The sequence below is a fragment of the Ignavibacteriales bacterium genome (genome assembly GCA_026390595.1).
In the GTDB taxonomy this organism is placed as follows: Bacteria; Bacteroidota; Ignavibacteria; order UBA10030; family UBA10030; genus UBA9647.
Window position 1 is genome coordinate 48,507 of record JAPLFQ010000015.1, and the last position, 26,582, is coordinate 75,088.

The following is a 26,582-nucleotide window of genomic DNA, read 5'->3' on the forward strand; positions in this document are numbered from 1 at the left end:
CGCTGCATCCCTTCCGCGTTGTTCACTCATTTGAATATCTTGCTATGTCCCTTCTGAATAAGCTCGTAGTCACCGCGATGCCGCTCATCCCGAAGGCTATCGTGGGTCGGGTCGCGGCGCGGTACATCGCCGGCACGACACTCGCCGATGGCGTCAAGACCGTGAAGAGGCTCAATCAGGCGGGGATGATGACGACCATGGACCTTCTGGGCGAAGACGTGAACGACGCCCGCGAGGCGCAGGCGGTTCGTGACAACATCCTCCCGATTCTCCAGGCCATCCACCAGAACTCACTCAATTCCAATGTCTCGATCAAGCCAACGCAATTGGGGTTGAGCATCGACAAGGAACTGGGGCGCAAGAACATCCGGGCGATTCTTGAGGAGGCCCGAAAGCTGGGAAATTTTGTGCGGATCGACATGGAGGACGCCCAGACCACCGACAACACGCTTGAGATTTACCGGAAACTCAAAGGGGAAGGGTTTTCGAATACCGGGGTCGTTATCCAGTCCTATCTTCACCGGAGTGAGTCCGACGTGCGTGCCCTGGTCAGAGAAGGCGCGAACTTCCGGCTCTGCAAGGGTATCTACAATGAATCTCCCGCGATCGCTTTCAAGGGCCGCCAGGAAATCCGCGACAACTTCATGAAGCTGCTGAAGATCATTCTCGAGGGGGGATCGTACGTCGGGATTGCGACGCACGACGATTTCCTCATCGACGGCGCGATGAAGCTCATCCAGAAACTCGGTCTGAAACCGGCGCAGTATGAATTCCAGATGTTGCTCGGCGTCCGTGAATCCAGGCGCGATGAAATCGTGCGGGCCGGACACAGGCTGCGGGTCTATGTGCCGTACGGAGAACAATGGTATGCGTATTCGACACGCCGCCTGAAAGAAAACCCGGCGATGGCATGGTATATTACCAAGGCAATATTTATTCGTTGAACCAGTTTTCTCTAACCCATAAGCGAAGGAGACAGATATGGCAGATACGAAGAGCGGTGGCGGGGGCGGACCGGTGTTCAGACCGTTCGTTCCTGTCGAGACCGACATGAAGGAGTTCACCGTCCGCGCGCTGATCATCGGCCTGGTGATGTGCGTGGTCCTCGGCGCGGCGAACGCCTACCTCGGTCTCAAAGCAGGCATGACGATAGCCGCGACCTACCCGGCCGCGGTAATCGGCATGGCAATCCTGCGAATCTACAAAGGCTCGCTTCTCGAAGAGAACTTTGCCCGTACCGTCGGTTCAATCGGCGAGTCCGTCGCGGCCGGAGCGATCTTCACCATTCCGGCGTTTGTCGTTCTGCAGCTCTGGAAGTTCGATACCGCCAACATGCTTACCGAATATCTCACTGCAAGTGCGTTGATGATTCTCGGCGGCATCCTCGGAATAATGTTTGTCACGATTCTTCGGAAAGTGATGGTCGAAGATTCCTCGCTGCCGTTCCCGGAATCGGTGGCGGCAAGCGAGATTCACAAAGCAGGGCAGCGGGGGACGGAAGCCGCGATGCAGCTGTTCAAGGCGATGGGCGTTGGGGCACTGGTCAAGCTGCTCTCAAGAGCCGACATCGGCACCAAGGACGGACTCGGAGCTTTCTTCTATCAGAACAGTTTTCAAATTCCTGTCGGGAAGCTGAAAGAAAGCCTCGTCCGTCTCGGACTCACGAAGGATTCCAACATAGTCCCGGCTGGCGGAATCACGACGTTCTCAGCCCCTGACATCACGCCTGCCTACATAGGCGTCGGATACATTATTGGCCCCGAGCTGGGCGCGCTGAACTTCGCTGGCGGTTTGCTGGCATGGGGTCTGTTTGTTCCTCTGCTTGTCTTCTTCCTTGGCCCCCACATGATTGACAAGTACACCGCGGTTGACGGGACGCAGAACTGGCCGGCATTGACAGGACACCTCTACCGGTTTATCGTGCGTCCGATTGCTGTCGGCGGCATGCTCGTTGGTGCGTGTTTCACTCTGTGGCGGATGCGCAAGAACCTTCTCCTTGGAATCAAGAGGGGTGTCGCAGACGTTCGCAAAGCGGCTTCTTCCGAAACGACGACACTTCGCACCGAGAAAGACCTTTCCTTCCGGGTGGTTCTCCTCGGGATCGTCGTTGTCTTCATCCTTATGATAGCGCTCTATTTCTATTTTACTCAGGCTATCGGCGGCGCTATCCTGGCCGCCATCGTCATGCTCGTCACCGGTTTCTTCTTCGCGGCGGTTTCGGGAAACCTGGTCGGCATGATCGGTTCTTCCAACAATCCCATCTCGGGCCTGACGCTGGCCACCACGGTCGTTGCAGCATTGACGATGGTCGTCGTCGGAGTTCACGGCGTTCAGGGGGTCGCTGCGGTTCTCGGTGTCGCTGCGGTAGTTTGCGTCTCTTCTGCTGTCGCAGGCGAGATGCTGCAGGATCTGAAAGTCGGACATATCCTGGGAGGAACACCATGGAAAATGCAGATCGGTGACATTATTGGCGTCATTCTGGCGGGTCTTGTGATGTTCTTCCCGTTGTACGTTCTTCACAATTCAGATCTCGCTCTCAACCCTCTTACAGGAGGCTTCGGAAGCAAGAATCTTCCCGCTCCCCAGGCCGGCTTGATGGCAGCTCTTTCTCAGGGCATTGTCGGCGGCGAGATGGCATGGCCCCTCGTCATCGTTGGAATCGCCATGGGCGTGGTGCTGATCCTCATCAAGGTGCGCAGTCCGATGTTGTTCTCCGTCGGCATGTACCTTCCGCTCGGGACAACGTTCGCCATCTTCATTGGCGGCCTTATCCGCGGAGTCGTGGACAAGCGTGCGAAGAAGAAAGGGTTCAACGATGCGCAGAAGGCCCGGGTAGAAAACGCGGGGATTCTTGCTGCATCCGGCCTGATCGCCGGAGAGGCATTGATGGGGCTGTTCATTGCCGCCGTCGTGTTCATTTTTGATCGCATGGGTAAGCCGCCCGAGTTCTGGGCGATGGAGGCCTTCAATGATGTCGCACCGTGGCTTGCTATAGCGTTCTTCGCGGTTCTTGCGACGTACCTCATTTTTGTTCCGTTGAAGAAAGCGGGTTCACCGGATGAACCGGCTCCTCCAACTGCGATGATGTAATCTCGTCATATGTAGTGAAGTCGAGCGGAGTAGCGCCATCAGGCCTGCTCCGCTCATTTTGTCCTTACTGGTAGGGTTCACATTGTTTGCCCGACGACAAGATAAGAAATCGATAAACCTGCTGGAACTTACACCGGTGCAGCGTGTTCCCTGGGAGACAGGGGAGAGCGGAACCGTTGTGGTACTTGTACCGAAGTTCCGCAATCCGCTGTTGGTGCGTTGGCTCGTGCCACGAATGAGGTTCCCCCACTTCCGTGTCAAGCTGGACGCGATCGGAAGTTTCGTGTGGAAAATGTGCGACGGGACGACGACCGTCGCCGAGATGGCGGGCAAAATGACAACCGAGTATGGGGATACTGCTGCGTCCGCTCAGGAACGCCTTCGTAAGTTCCTCCTGACGTTGGAGAAAACGGATCTTGTGAATCTCTACGCCGAAGCTCCTCATGCTCCGCAATGACGAAGTCTTGACAGACACTTGATGATGTGAAGTTCTACGATACGGCTGCAAATGTGCAGCAACAACGAAATCTTAAGGAGATCTACCAATGCCAAACCCAATTGAAGGTCTGAAGCCCGAAGGCGTGTGGAAGTACTTTGCTGAGATCAGCAGGATCCCGCGCGGGTCGAAGAATGAGAAGCAGATCGCTGCCTATGTGATGCAGAAAGCCAAAGAGTTCGGGCTCGAGGCAAAACAGGACAAGTTCATGACGGTGGTGGTGCGAAAGCCGGCCTCGCCCGGATACGAGAACCGCCCGATGGTGTGCCTCCAGGGGCATCTCGACATGGTGTGCGAGAAGAACAACGACAAAGCCCACGATTTTGAAAAAGACCCGATCGAACTCGTTCGCAACGGCAATATCATGATGGCGAATGGTACGACGCTCGGGGCGGACAACGGTATCGCCGTCGCCGCAAATCTTGCCATCATGGAAGACAAGTCGCTCGTGCACGGACCGTTGGAATTTCTGTTTACGATCGACGAAGAAACCGGGTTGACCGGCGCTACGAACCTGAAGCCGGGTTTTGTCCAAAGCAAGATTCTGATGAACCTCGACTCAGAGGAAGAGGGGGAACTGTATGTCGGCTGCTCGGGCGGAAGGAACACTACCGGTATCTGGAAAGTCGATTTCGAGAACGCGCCCGGAAAGACCGTCTGCACCGTGATCCGTGTGAAGGGGCTGAAGGGGGGGCACTCAGGATTGGAAATCGACAAAGGACGAGGCAATTCTATCAAGATCCTCAACCGCGTGCTGATTGCGCTGAGCGATCTCGGTGGGCGGCTTGCGAATATTGAGGGGGGGAACAAGAGCAACGCGATTCCCAGGGAGGCCGAAGCTCTGGTGTATATCCCCGCGGCCAAATTGAACCAGGCGAAGAAAGTTGTGGCTGCTTATCAGCACACAACCAAGGCAGAGTTGGCTAGTGTGGAGCCGGATCTGGCAATCGAAATAGAAGTGCGCAAGGATGTGAAGAGGGGAAAAGTGGTGAAGAAACAGCAGCAGGCGCTCGTGTTGAAAACGATTTCGGGGTTGCCGCATGGTGTCATCAAGATGAGCGCGGACATCCCGGGTTTGGTTGAGACATCAACAAACGTCGCGGTCATTCGCACCGAAAAGGGAAAGATATCCCTCATTACCAGTCAGCGCAGTTCTGTTGCGTCGGAGATCATTGAAGTCTGCCAGATGGTAGGTTGCGTGTTCGAGCTCGGCGGCGCCAAAGTCGAACGCAATGAAGGGTATCCCGGCTGGAAACCGAATCTCGATTCGCCGATTTTGAAGACGGCGAAGGCGACGTATAAGTCGCTCTACGGCAAGGAGCCCGCAGTGAAAGCGATTCACGCCGGACTTGAATGCGGTATCATCGGTGAAAAGTATCCTGGAATGGACATGGTCTCCTTCGGACCGACAATGCAGGCTGTTCATTCGCCGGATGAGAAGATCTACATCGATACCGTCGACAAGTTCTGGAAGTTCTTGTTGGCAATCCTGAGAAACGTCAACTAAAGGTCAGACGTGAGACGGCAGACGGGAGACGACACAGTCCCCGTTTCCCGTCTTATTTTTTACGTCTCACGTCTTATTTCTTACGTCTTACTTCTCACGTTTTACGTCTCGCGATTAGGCTCCCTCAACTCAACTAACACACTCCTCATTCCTAAAACTCAAGTTATGCCAGACACTAACTCGCTTCATACCGTTGCCTCATCCAAACCCCAGCCTCCTCGTCTCGTTCGCTGGATTGTCCTGGTATTCATCAGTCTGGCGATGTTCGGCAACTACTACATCTATGACGCTATCAGCCCGTTGGCTGATGTCCTCGTCAAACAGCTGAATTTCACCGACTCGGATATCGGATTGCTCCAGGGCATTTACAGCGTGCCGAACATTTTCATGGTCTTGATCGGCGGTTTTATCATCGATCGCCTTGGGACGAAGAAATCGACCTTTATCTTTTCGGTGCTGTGTCTTGTCGGAGCAGTTCTTACGGCTCTGAGCGACACACTGGTGGTGATGGCCGCCGGTCGGCTGGTGTTCGGGCTGGGGGCTGAGTCCTTGATCGTGGCTGTCACGACCGCCATTGCAAAGTGGTTCAAGGGGAAGGAGCTCAGTTTCGCGTTCGGCATCAATCTCACGATTGCCCGTCTCGGTTCCTTCGCCGCTTTGAATTCTCCTTCGTGGGCGGCGGGGTCATACGAGCACTGGCGCGGACCCCTCCTGATCAGCATCGTGTTCGGCGTGGTGTGCGTTGTGGGTGCTCTCATCTATTGGATTCTCGAAAGCCGCGCGGAAGAGAAATACCAGATTGGTGCTGCTGGTGAAACCGACAAGGTGAAATGGCAGGACCTCCTGAACTTTGGAACATCCTATTGGTACATCGTGGCGCTTTGCATCACGTTCTATTCGGGCATTTTTCCATTTCAGACATTTGCTGTCAAGTTTTTCATTGAAGCCCATGGCACCTCACGCGAAATGGGAGGATTCCTTTCGAGCATGTTGACGGCGTTCGCCATGATCGCGACACCGCTGTTCGGCCTTCTGGTCGATCGTGTCGGGAAACGGTCATTGTTCATGATGTTCGGCTCACTGCTGCTCACGCCAGTGTACCTGATGATGGCCTATACTCACATCTCCCTCTTTGTCCCGATGGCGATGATGGGAGTTGCTTTCTCTCTCATCCCGGCCATCATGTGGCCGTCCGTCAGCTACCTTGTGGATCAGTCGAAGCTCGGAACAGCTTACGGGCTGATGACATTGATACAGAATATCGGACTCGCCGGGTTCAATTTTCTGATCGGTTGGGCAAATGATTACACCGGAGCGAGTGTGACAAATCCCGGAGGCTATCATCTCGGTATGTGGATCTTCTCTTCGTTGGGACTGTTTGGCTTCCTCTTCGCGTATCTTCTCCGGAGAAGCGAAACCGGCCCGCATGCACATGGATTGGAAACGATCAAGGCGGGTGGGAAGTGAAGCGGGAGCAGAAAAGAGAGAGACGGTAGACGGAAAACGGAAGACGGAAGGCTGTAGACGGGAGACGGTAGATGTGAAACGGAAAAGAGGTCTGTCGTGGAACGCGCACACAAGAAACTGAGAGTATGGCAGGAATCAATGTTGCTGGTGAAGGTGATCTACGATCTCACACGGTTCATGCCAGACGACGAGAGGTTCGGCCTGATTTCGCAAATGCGTCGAGCCGCAGTGTCTGTCCCAAGCAACATTGCCGAAGGATCAGCTCGCCAGACGAAGAAAGAATCGATTCAATTCTATATGATTGCGCGAGGGTCGCTAAGTGAACTTGACACTCAGATCGAGCTCTGCCAAGTCTTGGGCTTTCTCACATCAGCACAGAACCTGAAGGCCTCGACCCAACTCGAAACAGTTGGCGCTCTTCTCAACGGCCTGATTCGCTTCAAGAGAGAGCCAACACAGTAATCGCTTACCGTCTCACTTCTTACGTCTCACGTCTTACCACGAGGGCACTACGATGAACATCTCAACCCAGCTCTATTCCGCAGCTCAGATTGCTGTTCGCGACTGCATGGGCACAAAAGCGGGTGAGCGAGTTCTAATCGTCACCGATGAACCGCTCCGGATAATCGGATACGCACTCTGGAATGCAGCGAAGGATCTTGGCGCCGAAGTGATGATCGTTGAGATGCTCCCCCGGAAGACAAATGGTGAGGAACCGCCTGCTGAAATCGCCGAATTGATGAAGATGGTCGATGTCGTGCTCTGTCCGACCTCGAAATCACTCACGCACACGGACTCGAGACGGGCGGCCAGCGCAAAAGGAGTCCGCGTGGCGACGCTACCAGGAGTGAACGAAGAAATCATGGTCCGCTGCATGAACGCCGACTATCACAAGATCGCTGAGCGCACGTTCAGCCTCTGCCGTGAGATGGAGAAGACCTCGGTCATTCGTGTCAAGGCGCCCGGTGGCACTGATATCACCATGCCGATAAAAGGGCGGGAGGCGCATGCGAGTTCAGGACTGTTTCGCGAGAAGGGCCTTTGGGGTAACCTCCCGACAGGCGAATCCTACCTCGCTCCGCTCGAAGGCCAGTCGCAGGGAGTTGTGGTGGTCGATGGATCGATGGCCGGTGTCGGCATGGTACACGATCCAATCACGATCACGGTGAAAGACGGTTATGCAACCGACATCAAAGGCGGCGCAGAAGCGGACCGTTTGATCGCGTTGCTTGAGCCCCATGGCAAGGATGCCCGCAACGTCGCAGAGTTTGGTATCGGCACAAATGACAAAGCCATCCTCACTGGTCTGATTATCGAAGACGAGAAAGTCATGGGGACCATCCACATCGCGTTCGGCGACAACAAGTCCATGGGCGGATCGGTGCGTGTGGCCAGCCACCTCGATGGATTAGTGAAGAAACCGACAGTCTGGTTTGACGACAGGATGATCATGGAGTCCGGCACGCTTCTCGTCGTTTGAACCAGGGCTTGACGGCATCCGGCCGGCTGGGGACAGATTGGCCCAAATGGCCCATTTTGAGCAAATGCACGTTTTGCACGATATTTCTTCTCTGCGCTGGAACTGCCGCCTTGCCCTTCGGTGTTCATGGTGTAGCGGATGAACTGCCGCCCATACCATTATCATTCATATCCATTAGCAATCGTAATCATGAACGTCCTGAAATCTACATTTCTTTTAACGCTTTTTGGTCTGCTCACAACATTCGCACAGGAAGAGCCTCGTTTCGGCCGAGTCACCGGGCGAGTAACCGATGCAACGACAAAAGAGGCGATCGTGGGCGCGAATGTCGTTATCCTCGGAACCGGTCTTGGAGCTTCCACAGATCCTGACGGCCGCTTCGACATCCGCCGCGTTCCTACCGGCACGGTTCGCGTCCAGGCCTCGCTGATCGGGTATCTCCCGCTCACCGTGTCGGACGTTGTCGTCACGTCGGTGAAGCCGACGGAGCTTTCAATCGGAATGACGGAAAACGAGATCAAGATCGCGGGCGTCGAAATCACTGCGGGGTATTTTGCGAAAATCCCCGATACGCCGCTGAGCACGCTGATGCAGTCGAATGAAGAAATCCGACGACTTCCCGGAGGGTTGGAAGATGTGGTGCGTGCTATCTCGATCCTTCCCGGAGTCGCCCAGGTGGATGGAGGCCGGAATGATCTAATCGTCCGCGGAGGCTCACCGTCAGAGAACCTCTTTGTCCTCGACAACATCGAGGTCCCGAACATCAACCACTTCGGAACCCAGGGGGCCAGCGGAGGACCGCTGAGTTACGTCAATCTCGACTTCGTGGAAAACACCTCGTTCTCCACTGGTGGGTTCGGAGCCAAGTTCGGTGACAAACTCTCTTCGGTGCTCACAATCAACCTCCGGGACGGCAGAAAGGATGCGCTCGGCGGAAAAGCAACCATCTCCGCGAGCCAGTTCGGGCTGAACTTGGAAGGTCCGGTGGGCTCGAATGCGTCTGTGCTCTTCTCCGCGCGGCGAAGCTATCTCGATTTCATTTTCAAGGCTGCGGGTTTTGGCTTCGTGCCGGAGTACTGGGATTTCCTGAGCAAAGCAAGCGTTTCATTCGGTCCGAAAGACCAGCTGAGTGTCCTTGCCATCGCAGTGCTCGACAACGTGAAGTACTTCAATGACACAGAGGAGAAAAGGTTCAAGAATTCGCGGGTGTTGGGAAGCGATCAGAATCAATTCGTTGGCGGAATTTCGTGGCAGCATCTCTTCGACAAAGGCTATATGACTCTGACGCTCGGCCAGTCATACGTCGAATACAATTTTGGACAGGCCGACTCCAATCTGGTTCCGATTTTCTCCAACGCGTCCTCGGAATACGAATCCTCATTGCGAGCCGACATTCTGCTTCATCCGTTTACTTCCACTGAGCTCCTGATTGGTACGCAGGCGAAAGTGCTTCGGTTCGCTGCGGATGTGTTCCTCCGTCCTTTCGAGACTCGTTTTGGGGACTTGCTGAGTGTCGATGCGATGTTCAAGACAACGGGTTTCAAAGGCTCTGCGTTTACCCAGGTTTCTCAGGTTCTGGGAAGCTCGCGCATTACACTCGGCGGTCGGGTTGATTACTTCGATCTCATCGACAAGTACGCTTTCTCACCGCGGCTTTCGTACACCGTCGCGCTCTTTCCGACGCTGAATCTCAACTTGAGTGTTGGGAAATATTCGCAGACGCCGTCGTATATCTGGCTGGCGGCGAACGAGCAAAACCGTAAGCTCGCATTCATTGATGTGACACAGTATGTTGCAGGTATCGATTACACGGTCCGTTCTGACACGAGGGTGACGGTCGAAGCGTACGTCAAGCAGTATGCTAACTACCCGGTGAGCCTTGCGCGCCCGTATCTTGTCCTCGCGAATACCGGTGCAGGTTTCGGCGGGTCCGATGACGGCTATTCATCTTTTGGTCTCGATCCGCTCGCGAGCAAGGGGACAGGACTTGCCCGTGGTGTTGAGCTGCTTGTGCAGAAGAAGCTCTCAGAGATCCCATGCTATGGAACGGCAAGCGTCAGCTTCAACCAGTCGGAGTTCAAGGCGCTCGACGGCGTGGAACGGCCAAGCTCATTCGATCAGCGATGGATCATCAATCTGGGCGGAGGGTATGTTTTCAATGAGAAATGGGAGATCAGCACGAAGTTCCGGTATGCCACTGGCAGGCCGTACACCCCATTCGACTCAAACGGCGACCAGAATCCGGCGTTCTACAACTCTGCCCGGATTGGGGCGAACCATAGTCTCGATGTCCGCGTCGACAGGCGATGGTCCTTCACCAAGTGGGAACTTGTCACGTACGTCGATATCCAGAACATCTACAACCGCAAGCCCGCAAACGTTCCCCGATACAATGAGCGGCTGCAGGCGGCCGAACAGAATACCTCAACAATCGGTATTCTCCCATCGATTGGCGTGAGCGCCGAATTCTGATCTGACAGATGAAATCTCCGGGGTCTTCCTGACCCCGGAGCCATGTTCTCTTCCTGAATCTTCTCCCTTCTTCTCCTTTCCTTTCGCTTCTTGGAAGCATTTGTTACATTCCTTCTCAAGCCCGTGTCTCATCAAGGAGGTTGCCATGACTTGCTCACCACGTCGTTTTCAGAAGCTCTGCGCGGTTCTCATCCTGATTATTGTCGTTGCCGAACACGCCTTATCCCAGGACATCCCCAAGGGATGGTCGCCAGAAGTCATGACCAGGATCAAACGGGTGGGAGGAACGTCCATTTCACCGGACGGGAAGTGGATCGCGTACACGGTGTCAACCCCGACCATGGAAGGGGAAAAATCGGAGTTCCTGACACAGATCTGGGTGGTGTCGGCGGATGGGAAATCGGACTATCAATTCACCTACGGTGAGAAGTCGTGCACCAATCCGTCATTTTCTCATGACGGGAAGTGTCTCGCATTTCTCTCTTCGCGTGGGCCAGGCGGGAAGAACCAGGTCTGGATGATGAGGATGACTGGAGGAGAGGCCGAGCAGCTGACCGATGCCAAGGCCGGCGTGAGTTCCTATGCCTGGTCGAAGGACTCCAAACGCATCGCGTACACAATGGTCGATCCCGACACGGAACAGGAAGAAAAGGCGAAGAAAGAAAAACGGGACATGGTTGTTGAGGACGCCAATCTCAAATACGCTCACCTCTATGCTATCCCCGTAACCGCCGATGCGCAGGCACAGAGAAAAATCAGGCGGCTCACAGGCGGTAATTTCCATGTCACGACGTTCGACTGGGCTCCCGATGGCAGGACGATCGTGTTTGCTCACCAACAAACTCCTTCTGCTGATGTCTGGCCGACGACCGACATCGCCACTGTCCCATCGGACAGCGGCGCTGTGAAATCCCTGGTTACCTGGAAAGGATCAGACTCGTCGCCCCTTTATTCTCCCGACGGGAAGTGGATCGCTTTTGCATCCGACAAAGGAGAAACGAGTTGGGCAAGCGCCTACGATCTCTACGTTGTGCCTTCGGGCGTCGGCGAGCCGAAAAAGCTGTCGGAGACTCCGGACCGGAATTTTGGAATCGTAGCGTGGTCGGGCGACGGAAAGGGAGTGTTCGTGACCGAGTCGGATCGAACGGTGAACCGCGTATTCTCCGTCCCGATTGACGGTGCGAAACCAATACCAGTGACGACCGGTATTGGCAATTTCTCGGGTGTATCGTTCAATGCGGATCGAACTGTCCTTGCCTTCGTCTATCAATCGTGCGAAACACCCCCGGAAATCCATGCCGCCAGCGCGAAGACATTCATACCTAAGAAGCTCACTCAGGTGAACGCGGATGTCCCGAAATTGCCGGTGGCGAAGACGGAAGTTATCCATTGGAAGTCAAAAGATGGAAAAGAGATTGAAGGGCTTTTGACGTATCCGGCAAACTATGAGAAGGGGAGAAAATATCCCCTCATACTCAATGTCCACGGCGGTCCGGCCGGGGTGTTCCTCCAAACCTACACCGCAGCAGGGAGTATCTATCCGATTCAGGCCTTCGCTCAGCAAGGCTATGCTGTTCTGCGTCCGAACCCGAGGGGGAGCAGCGGGTATGGCGCTGAGTTTCGGCGCGGAAACATCAACGATTGGGGCTTTGGAGATTACGAAGACGACCAGTCAGGAGTCGATAAAGTGATTGCCATGGGAATCGCCCACCCTGACAGTCTCATCATCTGCGGCTGGAGCTACGGCGGTTATATGACTTCGTTCACTGTCACGCGCACGAAGCGCTTCAAGGCCGCGAGCGTTGGGGCTGGTGTAACGGACCTCGTCAGCTTCACAGGGACTTCAGACATTCTGAGCTTTCTCCCTTCGTATTTCGGAGGCGAGTTCTGGGATCGTCAGGCAGCGTACATCAAGCATTCGGCTGTCTTCAACGTGAAGGGAGTTACAACTCCGACCCAGGTCATCCATGGCTTGAGTGATGTCCGCGTTCCGGCTTCTCAGGGATACGAATTCTACCACGCTCTTCGCCGTCAGGGCTGCCCCACTGAGATGATTGCATATCCGCGCACACCCCACGGTCCGCAGGAGCCGAAATTCATTCAGGACATCGGTCAGCGTATGATAGCCTGGTTCAACAAACACCTGGGCCGCAACACAGCCTCACAGTGAACATGCCAACCCCGGAGATCATAGCGCAGTGAACTCAGTTCAACACAAACATCCCTTGGTCACCATCCCGCACGCGGAGTTGCGGTTTCGCACTTCGCGCAGTGGCGGACCGGGCGGGCAGAATGTCAACAAGGTCGAAACGCGCGTTGAGCTGATGTTTGATGTCCTCCGTTCGACGTCGTTGAGTCACGACCAAAAGCGGACTATCATTTCAGTTCTGGCTTCAAGGATTGATGGCGAGGGGATCCTGCACATCAGTTCCCAGAAGTCGAGAAGTCAATGGGAAAACAAGCAGCTGGCAATTGAAAAACTCTCGATACTCCTGCGTTCGGCACTACGAGTCAGAAAGAAACGAGTCAACACAGCCCCGACGCGCGGATCAAAGGAACGCCGGGTTCAAACAAAGAAGAAACACGGCCAGAAGAAACAGATGAGGAGGGTCAGCCTGAGCGATGAATAGCGACCTTGGTAAAGTGTACGTCGAGTGGTGCCGGTTCCGGCTCCTCAATCAGTACTGGCCACGCGTGCAGAAGTGTGTGGAGGAATTGTCGCAGGACGATATCTGGTGGCGTGGCCATGAAACCAACAATAGCGTTGGTAACCTGCTGCTGCATCTGACGGGCAACCTGAACCAGTTTGTCCTCGCGGGGATCGGCGGAGCACCCGACACCCGGAACAAGCTGCTGGAGTTCACCGAGCGCCAGCGCGTCCCGAAGGATGAAATCTTGGGCAGGCTGCACCAGGCGCTTCTTGAGGCGGATCGAACACTCGGACGATTCGACCCCAATCGTCTTCTCGACCGCACGGTTGTTCAGGAGCGTGATCGCCCCATCCTCGAAGTCCTTTCCATCGTCGTCGAACATTTCGCTCTTCATGTCGGCCAGATCATCTACATTACGAAACTACGGACCGGCAAGGATCTGAAATTCTGATTCCCCGGATTGGAGTCTCTGGACGTGACTTCTCGCCGCGGCTTGTAACTTCCGAAGTTCCGGACTCGTAGGAACCATGTACGTTGTCTTCGATTACCGGACATCAAAGGATTAGCCTCATGAAACACTCCTGCCCAGCATTCTTAACCTTGATTCTCATCCTGGTTCTCCTCACTTCCGCGATTGCCCAGGAAAGCCGCGAAGTCAGGAAATCTGGCCCGTTTGGTGCGAATGGCCGTATCTCTGTCGATACATACAAGGGGAGCATCACCATCCTTCCGTGGGAGAAGTCGGAAATCGAAATACACGCCGTAATCGAAGCGGATGGAAGCGATCGTTACGAGCGGGAAATGGTCCAGGATACCGACGTCCGCATCGACCTCACCTCGGGTTCAGCGCGCATCAAAACCGACTATGAGCATGCGAAACGCAGACATCGCGGGTTTCTTGGATTGTTCGGCGAAAGTTCAGACAACCTGCCATCCGTGTATTACACGATCAAGGTGCCCCGATCCACCCGGGTTTCGATCAAAGACTACAAGTCCAAAACAACGATTGAGGATCTCCAGGCGGATGTGGACATTGAGACGTACAAGGGCGAAGTCTCGATGAGTCGGCTGTCGGGCGGTCTTGAGCTGAAGACCTACAAAGGCGAAGCGCACGTCGCGTTCGCCGACCTTTCGGGGCGTTCGAGAGTGGAAACCTACAAGGGAGAGATCGAACTGAGTATCCCAAGAGGCAGGGGATTTGATCTCGAAGCGTCCATCGGGAAGCACGCACGACTGGTGTCGGATTTTGAGAAGGTCCGCGATCGTGATACTGACCGTCGCAGGGGCTATGAGGCACGCACATCCGTGAATGGGGGAGGACCTCTGCTGAGGGTAAAGAGTGATCATGGTACAGTACGCGTACGTGAGCGCTAAAAAAGGAGAAACCTATGAAACGACTCTATCGATCCTATACTGACAAGAAACTCGCTGGTCTATGCGGCGGATTGGGTGTATACTTGAATGTCGATCCTACCGTGGTGAGACTCGCCGCTGTGTTTGGCGGTATCCTCACGGGCGTTTTCCCATTTGTTATCGGGTATATCATCGCCTGGGTGCTTGTGCCGGAAGCGCCTGCTTCCGTCTCTTCCTGACGACAAGCGTGTCTTCCATCCCTTGTCTTTGGGAACCTTGTTCCGCAATGGTGGTGTTATGTACTACGTCCGGCAACTTCTGTCAATTACATTGTAGAACGGAGACGACACCATGATGCGGTCCAGCCTGTTTCTCCCATTCATGTTCATTATCATTGTATCATCGGTGCTCGTTTCACAGCCAAAGGAGCAAGCAGCTGTGGGAAAAAAGAGCATGTACGATTTCACGATGAAAACCATCGACGGCAAGGACAAGTCTCTCGCTGAATACAAAGGGGATGTCCTTCTTGTCGTCAATGTCGCGTCGCAGTGCGGGTACACCCCTCAATACAAAGACCTCGAGGAAGTGTTTGAGAAGTATAAAGGAAAGGGGCTTCGCATCCTCGCTTTTCCCGCCAACAATTTCGGTGAACAGGAACCAGGCTCAGACAAGGAGATCAAGACTTTCTGTGAATCGAAGTACAACGTGACGTTTGACCTTTTCTCGAAAATCAGCGTGAAAGGGGACGACCAGCACCCTCTGTATCGATTCATCACAAAGGATTCACCCTATCCGGGGGATGTGAAGTGGAATTTCCAAAAATACCTGGTTGACAGAAATGGAAATATCGTCGCGATGTTTTCGTCTCGTGTTAAGCCAACCGACAAGGCGTTCATCGAGAAGGTTGAATCTCTTCTCGTCCCCGGAGTGTAAGAGAGTCCTTTCTACTAGCAACCAATTCGTGTGACCTGCGGCACGCCCGTTTCGTGAGACGGTCGCAGGTCTTGCTCTCCGTTACTCATTTGTCTACCTTCGTATTAAACTTCGCCTCTTCAGAGAGCGACTAACCAATAGTCTGATTTTCCCACACACGATCAACTCTGTCGCAGGAATGATGCTTTGGTTCGGCACAACAGCAGACTCCGAGCCGGAATGAATCGTCCTCAACCACGATCAAAGGTCGCATGAATCGACGACAATTCTTTACTGGTGCATCCGGCGTATCGTACTCCACTTCCGACCGTCCGTTCTCAAGCTCCGGCAACCAGACGAAAAATCTCATTCGGTCGCAGAAGGGAATTGAGCCCATCCCCGCTGCTGAGTGGAACGCAAAAACCGCGGCGCACTTGCTTCGCCGGACCATGTTCGGGCCCACGAGAGCTGAGATCCAGCAAGCCGCCTCGCAGTCGATGGACGCAACCATCAACGCTCTCTTCGCGCCGCAGCCTCTTCCGGATCCGCCTGTAGGTCCCGCACCGCTCGCCGCGGGCCAGACGTGGGTGACCTCCGCCTTCGACTCCACCAACGATGGCACCTATTCTGCCTATCTGAAAGCGTGGTGGGTCGGTCTGATGATTCGCCAGGGCATGTCTATCCGCGAGAAGATGGTTCTGTTCTGGCACAACCATTTTCCCACGGAGTTGGATACTGTGACCGACTCGCGATACCTGTACAGACAACTCGACTTGTTCAGGCGGAATGCACTTGGTAACTTCAAGCAGTTGACGAAACTGGTGACGCTCGATCCGGCGATGCTCCTGTATCTCAACGGTAACACCAATGTTGTCGGTCGCGCAAATGAGAATTACGGGCGTGAACTCCAGGAGCTGTTCACTATCGGCAAAGGAGCCGAGATCGCACAGGGAAACTACACGAACTATACGGAACAGGATGTCCAGGCCGCGGCGAGAATGCTCACCGGCTATACCGTTACGGGATATCGGGACACGACGAGCGCAGCCATCGGTTCGACCTTCACCGCTTCACGTCACGATTCCACAAGCAAGCAATTCTCCTCTGCGTACGGGAACAAGGTCTTTGCGGGACGTGCGGGGACGGATGGCGCAAAAGAGCTGGATGACCTGCTGGACATGATCTTTGCGCAAACCGATGCCGACGGCGTCGGGCGTGTGGCGAAGTATATGTGCCGCAAATTCTACCGTTGGTTCGTGTACTACGACATCGACGCCGCGGCGGAGCAGAACGTCATCGTGCCGCTTGCCCGGACGATGATGGCAAACAACTACGAAGTACAGCCGGTTCTCGATGCGCTCTTCCGGAGTGCGAATTTCTACGACGATATCAACATTGGGTGCGTGATCAAAAACCCCATTGATTTCGTGGCGGGGACGGTCCGGCAGCTTGGGATTTCGGTTCCGCCCATGACGGACACTTCCTACTACCGTCCGTTGAATGACCTTCGATCGCGCGCTTCAAATCTCCAGATGAATCTTCTTGATCCGCCCAACGTGGCGGGCTGGGAGGCATACTATCAGGTGCCGGATTTCTACGAACTATGGATCAGCACGACGACGCTGCCGCTGCGAGCCGGGGTCGGGGGGTTCACCGATCTCCTGTTCACCGGAGTTTCGGGACTCACGCTGGACCGGCTCGTGTTTGCAAAGACCATGGGGACGCCCGGCGATCCTTACAAACTCATCGCGGAACTTGCAGACGCGTTGTTTCCAATCCCCCTCACACAGTCTCAGAAAGACTACCTGATGTACAACGCCATGGGATTGAAACTGATGGATGAGTATGAGTGGACGGCGGTCTGGAACGCCTACTGGGCGCCGGGAGGTCAGACAACAGTGAACAAGACCAACGTGTTGAAATCACTTGACCCGCTCCTGAAGTTCATGTTCCGGATGGCGGAATTCCAGTTGTCGTAATTCGCTGACAACGTTTTCTATTGGCAGGGGACGCATGAAACGCAGACACTTTCTTCGTGGTGTTGTTCCGGTAACAGCAATGCCGTTCTTGCTGAACGGCCTCCCGCTTCGGGCATTTGGCCGCTCGCCATTTCTTGAGGCGCTCATCGGTGCTTACTCGGCGACGGACAGAGTGCTGGTTCTGGTTCAGCTTTCAGGGGGCAATGACGGAATCAATACCGTCATTCCGCTCGACCAACTGACGGCATACAACAACGCCAGGGGAAACATCGCCATCCCGCAAAGCGCTGTGCTGCCGCTTACGAGCGCAACAGGCCTCCACCCGAAGATGACCGGTTTCAAACAGCTTTACGACCAGGGGAAGCTGATGGTTGTGCAGGGCGTCTCGTATCCGAACCCGAACCTCTCGCATTTCAGGGCTACTGACATCTGGCTCACCGCGGCGAACTCGAACGAATACCTCAACGACGGATGGGCAGGACGGTATCTCAGCCAGGAGTTTTCCGGGTATCCAACCGGTTATCCCAATCAGGTCATGCCCGACCCCCTCGCGATCCAGATCGGCGCGGTCACATCCACCGCACTCGAAGGGCCGTCGAGGTCGATGGGTATCTCCATTCAGGATCCCAATTCCTTCTATCAGCTTGTGAACGGCGTCTCCGCCGGGGGACAGGACACACCCCCTCAGACTCCGGCAGGACACGAACTCACCTACATCAGAGAGGTCATGCTCCATTCGCAGCAGTACGCGGCCCAGGTCAAGGCCGCCGCAGACAAGATCAAGACCCAGGTGACGTACCCCGCATCGAACTCCCTTGCCGATCAACTCAAGATCGTCGCCAGACTGATTGGCGGAGGATTGAAGACCCGTGTGTATATCGTGAGCATGGGCGGATTCGACAACCATTCCGCACAGGTGGATTCGAACGACTCCACAATCGGGACGCATGCAACGCTGCTGCAGCGGCTGGCAGACGCCACGCTCGCATTTCAGAATGATCTGATACAACTCGGAGTCGAAGATCGCGTCATCGGATTGACCTTCTCAGAGTTCGGCCGCCGGGTGCAGTCGAATGCCAGCAGGGGAACGGACCACGGCACCGCAGCGCCGATGTTCGTCTTTGGCAAGGGCATCAACGGCGGTGTGCCGAACGGCGTGCTCGGTTTCAATCCAAGCCTGACGGACCTCTCGAGCTCAAATCTCAAGATGCAGTACGACTTTCGCTCTGTCTACGCGTCGGTGCTGTGCCAGTGGTTTGGCGTCAATCCGACTGAACTGAATGCGGTGCTTCTCCGGAACTTCCAGCAGCTGCCCCTCATCAAGGCGGGCGTCGCAGTCTCGGTTGAGGAGGCCTCGAACCTGCCTTCGGAGTACCGGCTCTATGAGAACTATCCTAATCCATTCAATCCAACGACCACGATCGCTTACGATCTCCCTGGCGACTCAAACGTCGTTCTGAAGGTGTATGATATGCTCGGCCGCGAAGTGACGACGCTTGTCGACCAGCATCAGGGAGCAGGCCATCACACGGCGCAATTTGCGCCCACGTCAGGACTCTCGAGCGGGGCATACATCTATCATCTTCAGGCCGGATCATTCCAGGACCGAAAGAAGATGATGTTCGTGAAGTAGCTGAGTCGAGGTGACCGTCACCTCCCAAGTGCTGACTTGGGTGCCGGTCACCTTCCGAGCAAATTGGACAGGCCCGACCGCATCGCGATCGGGCTTTTTTCGTTTTGGAGAAGGTCGCGGTGCGGGCGTCTACAGGGAAGCGCTGTCCCTGTCTTGAAATTCAGGCAATGTCTCAGTAGGTTGGCTCATTCGAAACCCAGAATGAACCTTCGTACGACCTATATCCGTTTCAAATCCCTTCTGCCAGACCCTCTTCGTGAGGCCCTGAGTGCTGTCAATCAGCGTCTGTTTGCACGGCGAACGCTTGCGAAGAAGTACGGAGACTGGTTCGACGTCGATTGGAGAAAGAAATATCGATCGCTGTCGGAAGACGAATGGAAGCGGGCCTACAACGAAGCGTGGAAACACAGGAACAACGACTGCGTTGAGGAAACCGATGCAGAGCTGATTCTCGGAGCTCTTGGCCCCAAAGGTTCTGTGGCAGAAGTGGGGGCCGGGATCGGAACGCTGGCTCTGCGGCTGGCGAAGGAAGGCTTTGACGTGACCGGTGTCGACGTCAGTTCTGAAGCCCTGAAACGAGCGGGGGAACGCGCCAGGCTGGAGCACCTGACAATCCAGTGGCGTGAGGGCTTTGCGGAATCGCTTCCTTTCCCGGACAAGTCTTTCGATTATGTGACCTGCTGTCACACGCTCGAGCATGTCAAAGATCTGGCGAAGGCTGTTTCGGAGTTGAAACGGATCGCGCGCAAGAAAGTGGTCGTTCTGACGCCGAAGCAGAAGTTCCGGCTGTACGCTGAAAACTATCACACTCAATTCTTTGAAACTCCCGGGCAGTTGTCGGATGCCTTTGATCTTCCCCGATTCGACTGCAGAGAGATCGACTGCATCGATCACAAGAATGAGTTCCAGGGCAAGGCGTTCTTCTATGTCGGGTATATCAGTGGATAGCACACAGAAAGCGCAGGAACAGAGCATGATTGTCTCGTCCCATCTGTGTCGTCAGCGTTCGCTTCTTCCAGGATGCATTCGACCTCTGAGGAAACACTTCTTACTCGCTTCGCATCGCACACTCTCAATGCCATGATCACACATCTCCCGCTGGCGCACCCGAAACCCAACGCATCCGAGTTCATCGATATCCTGATGGGACGTACGCCGCAGACGCGTACTCCCCTCGTGGAGTACATTGTCGACGACGTTGTCATGAAGCCGGTTGTTGAGAACCTCCTGGGGAAGCAATGGGTTGCCTACGGGGCAGATCGAGAATCTCAGAAAGCATATCTCGACAACTTCATCGAATTCTGGTACCGGATGGGGTACGATTTTGTCCGGTTCGAACAAAGTCTTCCGTTCCCGGAATCCAAGTTGATCATTCCCGATGCGGCACCGGGATCCCTGAAATCGAGAGAATGGGCTGACGAACATCAGAGCGCGCTCTCGGGCTGGGACGACTTTGAGAACATTCGCTGGCCGAAGGTGGAAGAGTTCGACTTCTTCGCATACGAATACCTGAACGCTCATCTCCCCGACGGCATGGGACTCATCAGTTCTCACGGAGGAGGGATCTTCGAACATATCACCTGGATGATGTCTCTCGAGGGGTTCTGCAATGCCCTCGTGAACGATCCTGCTCTGGTGAAGGCCGTTGCCGACAAGCTTGGCGAGCTCATGGTCGGGTTCTACCATCATTTGCTCGGCCTGGATCGACTGCTGGCGGTTTTTCCGGGGGACGATATGGGATACAATGTTGGCACTCTCGTATCACCGAAGGTACTGAGGACGTACTTCCTCCCATGGCATAAGAAATTCGCTGCATTGGCGCACGACAAGGGGCTCCCGTATTTTCTCCATTCGTGCGGGAATCTCGAGAAGATCATGGCGGATCTGATCGATGATGTGAAGATCGACGGGAAACATTCCTTCGAGAACAATATCATCGCTGCCGCTGATTTCCAGGCGCGCCACGGAAGCCATATCGCCGTACTCGGGGGACTCGATCTCAATATCCTCGGTGCCTCATCTCCTGAGGATGTGCGCGCACAGACCCGATTACTCGTCGAGACATGCGGTGCACGCGGCCGCTATGCGATCGGATCGGGCAATTCGATACCGAGTTATGTGCCTGTCGATAACTATCTTTCGATGGTCGACGAAGCCGTCGGAATTTCTGCACGGCAGGCTGGATCTGTGCATTGACTTTCGCAGTTGCCCGGGGTACTTCGGTATGACAACCCTACAATGTCGCCCTTTCGATGAGGTTACGCTATGAGCTGCCGCAAACATGTCATCATCATTGTGTCTCTCTGCATGCTGATGCTGCTTCCGGCCTGTCAGAATCCCGTCGACGACGCGTCGGCGGTCAATGATGTCTATGATCACGTAAGGGCAAGCTGGTCGCCTGACGGTCGGACGATCGCGTTTACTTCCTACGTCGAGAATGCCACAGGAATTCATCTGGTGGATTCCTCCGGCGCAAATATCCGGAAGATCTATGGGGGCGATGGCGTGGGACTCACTTGGTCGCCGGATGGCAAATGGCTGGTGTTCTCGCTCGGAGGCACCCTCACGAAGATCAAACCGACAGGGGACAGCCTTACCACGATGAGCGATGTGGCAGGGGCGATTCGTCCCTCATGGTCCCCCAATGGCAGGAAGATCGCCTTTGTCCAGCGGTCACCGGGATATGGAATCTGGATCTACGATGTTGCTGCAAAAGCCGCTACGCAGGTTCTTTCATACGGAGATTTTCCATCGTGGAATCCCCTCACCGGGGAATTGGTGGTCCTCAACGCTCAGTTTGATCAATCTACCGGATACGTCGTGTACAACTACATTGCCGTGGACTCCACGAACACGTTGACCCGTTCGCTCGGCTCTTTTGCAACCATCGCAAATGTTGGCTTCTCGCCGATCAATCCAAAGGGGAACAGCATTGTCCTTGGCGTGAAGCGACCCGATGACTACGCACAGGTGTGGGTGTTCGACCTGCTCGCCAGAACAATCACACAGTTGACGAGTGACGGCGGGGACTATCCCTCATGGAGCCCGGACGGGACAAAAATCGTCTACACCCGAACGCAGCTCGGCGACGGGGGCTTATGGGTGATGAACGCTGATGGGAGCAACAAGCACCGCATCACAAAGTCGTGAAATGTCGATACCAGCCATCGTTTGGCGCTCGGCGGTTTCCCAGTCCAAAGCAACGTATGATTGAATGAACATTCTTCTTGATCCGTTGAAAACCCGACTGCCATCCCTCAAGAGCCGCAGGCAGGATGGCATTCCCCGAATCAGTTTCGAACTTGCCCTCTTTTGCCTGTTCTCGCTTCTCTTGTCCCTCGTTGGCTGTAAGAATTCTCAGTCTGGTCCTGACCCGGCTTCAATTGTGATTCGAAACAGACTTGCCGCCGGAGGAACGACCTCTCCTTTCCTTGTCCGCGCCGATTCGATCGGCTCTTGCGAATTGCTGCATGCGTTCTATCAGAAACGATCGTATCGTCCCGCATGGTCTGCGTCGAAGCAAATACTCCCGGACGTGGACTCGCTGGTTGGCATGATAAGGGATGCCGAGCGTGAAGGCCTAAGACCCCTTGACTATCACCTGGCCACGCTGGAATCGGTACTTCTGGAGCTCGGCGATTCTGCAGAGTTGAAAGGAAGCCTGGATCCTTTCAAACGTGCCGACCTGGATATTCTCCTGACTGATGCGTACCTCCTTTTTGCTTCCCACCTCTCAGAGGGATGCATCGATCGCGATACTCTTCGCATGCGATGGAACGCGAGCACCACATCAGTCCGACACGATTCACTCCTGGAGCGCTCTCTGGATTCTCATACCCTGGCGCACGATCTCAGGCAGCTTCTGCCGCCGCATCCGCTCTATACCGATCTCAGGGACCTGCTCGCTTCATTCAGGATGATTACCAAGCGCGGGGGATGGGGAAAGGTCGCTTCAGGTCCTCCGATGAAGGGGGGAGATGTGGGAAGCCGTATCTTTGCTTTGAAGGGGCGTCTGCGCGTGTCTGGTGATCTTGTCCCAAGAAGCGGTGCAGGGGGTGATGAATTCGATTCTACTCTTGTCGATGCAGTGCGGGCGTTTCAGAAGCGCCTTGGCCTGGAACCGACAGGTATAGCGGATAGCTCAACCATCGCAGCGATGAATGTGCCGGTCGAAAAACGGATCGAGCAGATCAGGGTCAATCTCGATCGATGGCGATCGGCGCCTCACGATCTCGGGCAAAACTCCATCCGCATCAACATCCCGGATTTTCGCCTCTCGGTTTTCGAGAACGGAAAAGAAGTCGAGACGATGAAAGTGGTTCTCGGTCTCCCGAACTGGCAAACCCCTGTCTTCAGCGCGGAGTTGACCCAGGTGCTCTTCAACTCACACTGGATGGCTCCCGAAGATATTGTCGAGAAGGAAATGATCAACTACATGAAAGCGGACTCGAACTATCTCCGGAGCAACAACATGTCGCTCTGGCGCATGGTGCGCGATTCGCTCGTGCAGATCGATCCGCGGACTGTCGACTGGCCGTCGATGAACGAGAAGACGGTGGACTTCCGTCTGCGGCAGGAGGCCGGACCTCAGAATATTATGGGGCAAGTCAAGTTCCTGATGCCGAACAGATACAACATCTACCTTCACGACACACCGTACAGGGATGATTTCCGGAAGATGAACCGCATGTTCAGCCACGGGTGCATTCGCCTGGAGAGACCATCGGATCTGGCAGAATTTGTTTTGAGACAATTCCCTCACTGGGCGAGAGAAAGAATCGATACTGTGATTGCTCGAAACACAGAACAGACCGTTCTGTTGAAGAAACCGATTCCGGTTCATATCCTCTACTATACGGTTTGGAGAGAGAAGGATGGCTCGATCCAATTCCGTGATGATCATTACGGCCTTGACAGGCGCCTTGCCTGGGCGCTGCAGGCCGGGCAGATGAAGATGTCTGCGCCACCCGATACCGTGCGCTCGAAGGCGCCGGCAGCCAGAACCGCGAATTACCAATCCCCGATTCGTTCGCTTCGGGGCATTACAGGCATGCCCCCCACAAACCCTCTTGTTTATGTTCGATTTTGAACAATTGTAAGATCAAGTATCTCAATAAGTAAGAGGTATCCTGTAAAGAGCTCCTGCCTGAGATGTTTGACTTTTGCAGAGCGTTCGAGTAGCTTTGTTCCCGTGCTTCAGTTCCCGGCCACACATGGCGAGGACGCACTGATGAAGAACAAAGCCCTCATACCGAACATCACGATTCTCTCGAGCCTTGAATATGCGGATGCGCCTGGAGGACAAGGCTGCAATCCGCTGCGAAAACCCCCGTTTGCCCTCCCAACAAAGACTGGCGATTAGGATTCGAGCGACCGTTCGGCGTCCCCTGCCCGAATAGTCGCGCCGACCTTCTCCTTTGTGGGGGTACGTGCACTCATTTCAAATGCAATAGCAACCACAATTGAAAAACGTTGTTCTGTAGACTATGGAGCCAGCAATGACAACCCTACTTTGGTTTCTGGCGACAATTGTCGCCGCGTTCATCTTTTTGGTACTCTTGCCGTCTATACGGCTCATCGGTCCGACAGAAATCGGTTTGCCGATGAAGCGGTTCTCACTGAAGAAGCTGACTGAAGACAATCCCATTGCGTTCAACGGAGAGCCGGGTTACCAGGCCAGGCTGTTGATGCCGGGGCTGCGGTTCAAATTGAACATTCTTTACAAGGTGAAGACCTATCCCTGGGTGCAGGTGCCGGCCGGTGAGATCGGTGTGGTCATAGCACAGGTTGGATCGCCGCTCCCGATCGGCGCGAAATCGGCGATCTATAAGAAGGAGTTCGGCAATTTCACGGATGTCGAATATTTTGTCAAGAACGGTGGTCAGAAAGGTGTCCAGCGGCCGGTGCTTTCGCCGGGAACGCTGGCGCCCGTGCACCCGGTCGCTTTTCTGATTATCACGAAACGACAGCTGTATGGCATCCCCGTCGACCCTGAAATCAGGGAGAAGATGTCGCGCGATGGGGTTCTGCGGCCGGAATCTTTTGGCCTGACCGCGTCGCAGCTCGAACTTGTGCGCATAGGGCCCGAAGAGGTTGAAGGGGGCCACGTGGTGGACAAGATTGGGATCGTGACAACGTATGAGGGGGAGCCGTTGCCGTCCGGACACATCGCCAGCCGGATCGGAAGCTTCGACGACATTGTCGCGCTCGAAGCGAACACTGAGGTGACTGATGCTGAGATGAGCGAAACGCTCCTCGGAAGCAAGAATACCACCCACAACAACTACCAGGATTTTCAGGCGTTCCTGGAACATGGAGGCAAGATCGGTTTGCAGCACGATCCGTTGCTGTATGGAGCGTATACGCTGAATCCTTTCCTCGTTCGCGTCGAATTGGTTCCGATGCTCGTGGTGAAGCAGGGAGAAGTCGCTGTGATCAAATCGTACGTCGGTCTCGCGACAAAGGACATGTCCGGTGACGCATTCAAGTTCGGATCACTGGTGCGGCCGGGACACCGGGGCATCTGGCAGGAGCCTCTCCGAACGGGCAAGTATCCGATCAACCCGCGGTGTTACGAAGCGGAAATCGTTCCCACAGCGATCCTCACACTGAACTGGGCGGAAGCAGTCTCGGCTGCACACAACCTGGACAGGAATCTGCAACAGATTGTGGCCAAGAGCCGGGAGGGATTCGTTTTCAAGATCGACCTGCAGGTCCAGATCCATGTTCCTGATAAGAAAGCTCCTCGTGTGATTTCCATGGTTGGTACAATGTTCAACCTTGTGAACGAGGTGCTCCAGGCCGCGGTCGGAAACCACTTCCGCGACAAGCTCCAGAGCATGAAGGCGGTTCAGTTCATCGAAGAACGTCAGCGGGTCCAGCGGGAAGCGTTCGAGCACATCGAGGCGCAACTCAGGCAGTACGAGGTCGAGACCCGGGGCGCATATATCCAGGATGTGATCCTGCCGCAGGACATCGTGACTGTGCTGACGCAACGGGAAATCGCTTCGCAGCAGATTGAAACCTTCCAGAAGCAGAAGTCTGCACAGGACCAAAGGATCGAGATGGAGAAATCGAAAGGTGTTGCGGACAAGCAGGCGGATCTCGCGTCTTCCGAAGTGAACGTGAAAATTCAGGAAAACAAAACCTCGGCGAGAAAAGTCGAAGCCGACGGTGAGGCGACCTTTACTCAAATGACAGGCCAGGCGAAAGGAGCAGAAGTCCGGGCGATTGGAATGGCGAAGGCGGAAGCGTACGAACGGCAGGTCTCGGCCCTCGGTAAGGATGCCACCGCATTTGTCAACGCTATCACGGCCCTCTCAGACAGGGGGATGAAGATAGTTCCGGACATTCTTGTCGGAGGCGGAGGGCAGCAGTCATCGCTCGTCGACGCCTTGCTGGCAATGGTCATGCGCGGCGGGGTGAAAGGTCTGACACCCGGCGAGCCGAAAGCGTAGTACTGACAACAACCGATTGCCTCTCCATCCCCGGAAGGGGGCAGGAGAGGCGATCAGGATATACCAAACCAAGAATGACAACTCG

At 54.9% G+C, this 26,582-nt stretch carries 22 protein-coding genes; all 22 read left to right on the forward strand.

Going from position 1 to position 26,582, the window contains the following annotated elements; all coding sequences use genetic code 11:
- The first annotated feature begins 44 nt into the window (after positions 1–44).
- The 22 genes from NTU47_06180 (at position 45) to NTU47_06285 (ending at position 26,497) form a co-directional block, all read left to right on the forward strand.
- Complete coding sequence (locus NTU47_06180; GenBank protein MCX6133385.1) at positions 45–944, forward strand: proline dehydrogenase family protein; 900 nt, start codon at positions 45–47, stop codon at positions 942–944.
- 37 nt (positions 945–981) lie between these two features.
- A complete protein-coding gene (locus NTU47_06185) occupies positions 982–3,090 on the forward strand; it encodes an oligopeptide transporter, OPT family (protein ID MCX6133386.1) in 2,109 nt (702 codons plus the stop codon).
- 58 nt (positions 3,091–3,148) lie between these two features.
- A complete protein-coding gene (locus NTU47_06190; protein ID MCX6133387.1) occupies positions 3,149–3,547 on the forward strand; it encodes a PqqD family protein in 399 nt (132 codons plus the stop codon).
- Between the two features lie 88 nt (positions 3,548–3,635).
- Positions 3,636–5,093 carry an aminoacyl-histidine dipeptidase gene (locus tag NTU47_06195; protein MCX6133388.1) on the forward strand — a complete coding sequence of 486 codons (1,458 nt, stop codon included), beginning with the start codon at positions 3,636–3,638 and terminating at the stop codon, positions 5,091–5,093.
- Between the two features lie 165 nt (positions 5,094–5,258).
- Entirely contained in the window at positions 5,259–6,560 is a 1,302-nt protein-coding gene (locus tag NTU47_06200; protein ID MCX6133389.1) for an MFS transporter, read from the forward strand.
- A gap of 96 nt (positions 6,561–6,656) precedes the next feature.
- Positions 6,657–7,022: a four helix bundle protein gene (locus tag NTU47_06205; GenBank protein ID MCX6133390.1), complete on the forward strand. Its 366-nt coding sequence runs from the start codon at positions 6,657–6,659 to the stop codon at positions 7,020–7,022.
- Positions 7,023–7,074: 52 nt separating this feature from the next.
- A complete protein-coding gene (locus NTU47_06210) occupies positions 7,075–8,040 on the forward strand; it encodes an aminopeptidase (protein ID MCX6133391.1) in 966 nt (321 codons plus the stop codon).
- A gap of 138 nt (positions 8,041–8,178) precedes the next feature.
- Positions 8,179–10,512 carry a TonB-dependent receptor gene (locus tag NTU47_06215; protein MCX6133392.1) on the forward strand — a complete coding sequence of 778 codons (2,334 nt, stop codon included), beginning with the start codon at positions 8,179–8,181 and terminating at the stop codon, positions 10,510–10,512.
- Between the two features lie 145 nt (positions 10,513–10,657).
- Complete coding sequence (locus NTU47_06220; GenBank protein ID MCX6133393.1) at positions 10,658–12,682, forward strand: S9 family peptidase; 2,025 nt, start codon at positions 10,658–10,660, stop codon at positions 12,680–12,682.
- Between the two features lie 28 nt (positions 12,683–12,710).
- Positions 12,711–13,142 carry an alternative ribosome rescue aminoacyl-tRNA hydrolase ArfB gene (gene arfB / locus NTU47_06225; protein MCX6133394.1) on the forward strand — a complete coding sequence of 144 codons (432 nt, stop codon included), beginning with the start codon at positions 12,711–12,713 and terminating at the stop codon, positions 13,140–13,142.
- Complete coding sequence (locus NTU47_06230) at positions 13,135–13,614, forward strand: DUF1572 family protein (GenBank protein MCX6133395.1); 480 nt, start codon at positions 13,135–13,137, stop codon at positions 13,612–13,614. The genes arfB and NTU47_06230 overlap by 8 nt, the downstream gene beginning before the upstream one ends.
- Positions 13,615–13,733: 119 nt before the next feature.
- Complete coding sequence (locus tag NTU47_06235; GenBank protein ID MCX6133396.1) at positions 13,734–14,537, forward strand: DUF4097 family beta strand repeat-containing protein; 804 nt, start codon at positions 13,734–13,736, stop codon at positions 14,535–14,537.
- Between the two features lie 14 nt (positions 14,538–14,551).
- Positions 14,552–14,755, forward strand: coding sequence for a PspC domain-containing protein (locus NTU47_06240; GenBank protein ID MCX6133397.1), 204 nt, complete (start codon positions 14,552–14,554; stop codon positions 14,753–14,755).
- Positions 14,756–14,867: 112 nt separating this feature from the next.
- Positions 14,868–15,449: a glutathione peroxidase gene (locus tag NTU47_06245; GenBank protein ID MCX6133398.1), complete on the forward strand. Its 582-nt coding sequence runs from the start codon at positions 14,868–14,870 to the stop codon at positions 15,447–15,449.
- 251 nt (positions 15,450–15,700) lie between these two features.
- On the forward strand, positions 15,701–17,407 hold the full coding sequence (locus NTU47_06250; protein ID MCX6133399.1) for a DUF1800 domain-containing protein: 1,707 nt from the start codon (positions 15,701–15,703) through the stop codon (positions 17,405–17,407).
- A 34-nt stretch (positions 17,408–17,441) separates the two neighbouring features.
- Positions 17,442–19,040 (forward strand): DUF1501 domain-containing protein, encoded by a 1,599-nt coding sequence (locus NTU47_06255; protein ID MCX6133400.1) that lies wholly within the window; start codon positions 17,442–17,444, stop codon positions 19,038–19,040.
- A 201-nt stretch (positions 19,041–19,241) separates the two neighbouring features.
- Positions 19,242–19,988, forward strand: a complete 747-nt coding sequence (locus NTU47_06260) for a class I SAM-dependent methyltransferase (protein MCX6133401.1) — start codon at positions 19,242–19,244, stop codon at positions 19,986–19,988.
- 132 nt (positions 19,989–20,120) lie between these two features.
- On the forward strand, positions 20,121–21,236 hold the full coding sequence (locus NTU47_06265; GenBank protein ID MCX6133402.1) for a hypothetical protein: 1,116 nt from the start codon (positions 20,121–20,123) through the stop codon (positions 21,234–21,236).
- A 69-nt stretch (positions 21,237–21,305) separates the two neighbouring features.
- Entirely contained in the window at positions 21,306–22,190 is an 885-nt protein-coding gene (locus tag NTU47_06270; protein ID MCX6133403.1) for a hypothetical protein, read from the forward strand.
- Positions 22,191–22,254: 64 nt separating this feature from the next.
- Positions 22,255–24,129 (forward strand): L,D-transpeptidase family protein, encoded by a 1,875-nt coding sequence (locus NTU47_06275; GenBank protein MCX6133404.1) that lies wholly within the window; start codon positions 22,255–22,257, stop codon positions 24,127–24,129.
- 141 nt (positions 24,130–24,270) lie between these two features.
- Complete coding sequence (locus tag NTU47_06280; protein MCX6133405.1) at positions 24,271–24,402, forward strand: hypothetical protein; 132 nt, start codon at positions 24,271–24,273, stop codon at positions 24,400–24,402.
- Between the two features lie 136 nt (positions 24,403–24,538).
- Complete coding sequence (locus NTU47_06285; protein MCX6133406.1) at positions 24,539–26,497, forward strand: SPFH domain-containing protein; 1,959 nt, start codon at positions 24,539–24,541, stop codon at positions 26,495–26,497.
- Positions 26,498–26,582 lie beyond the last annotated feature (85 nt).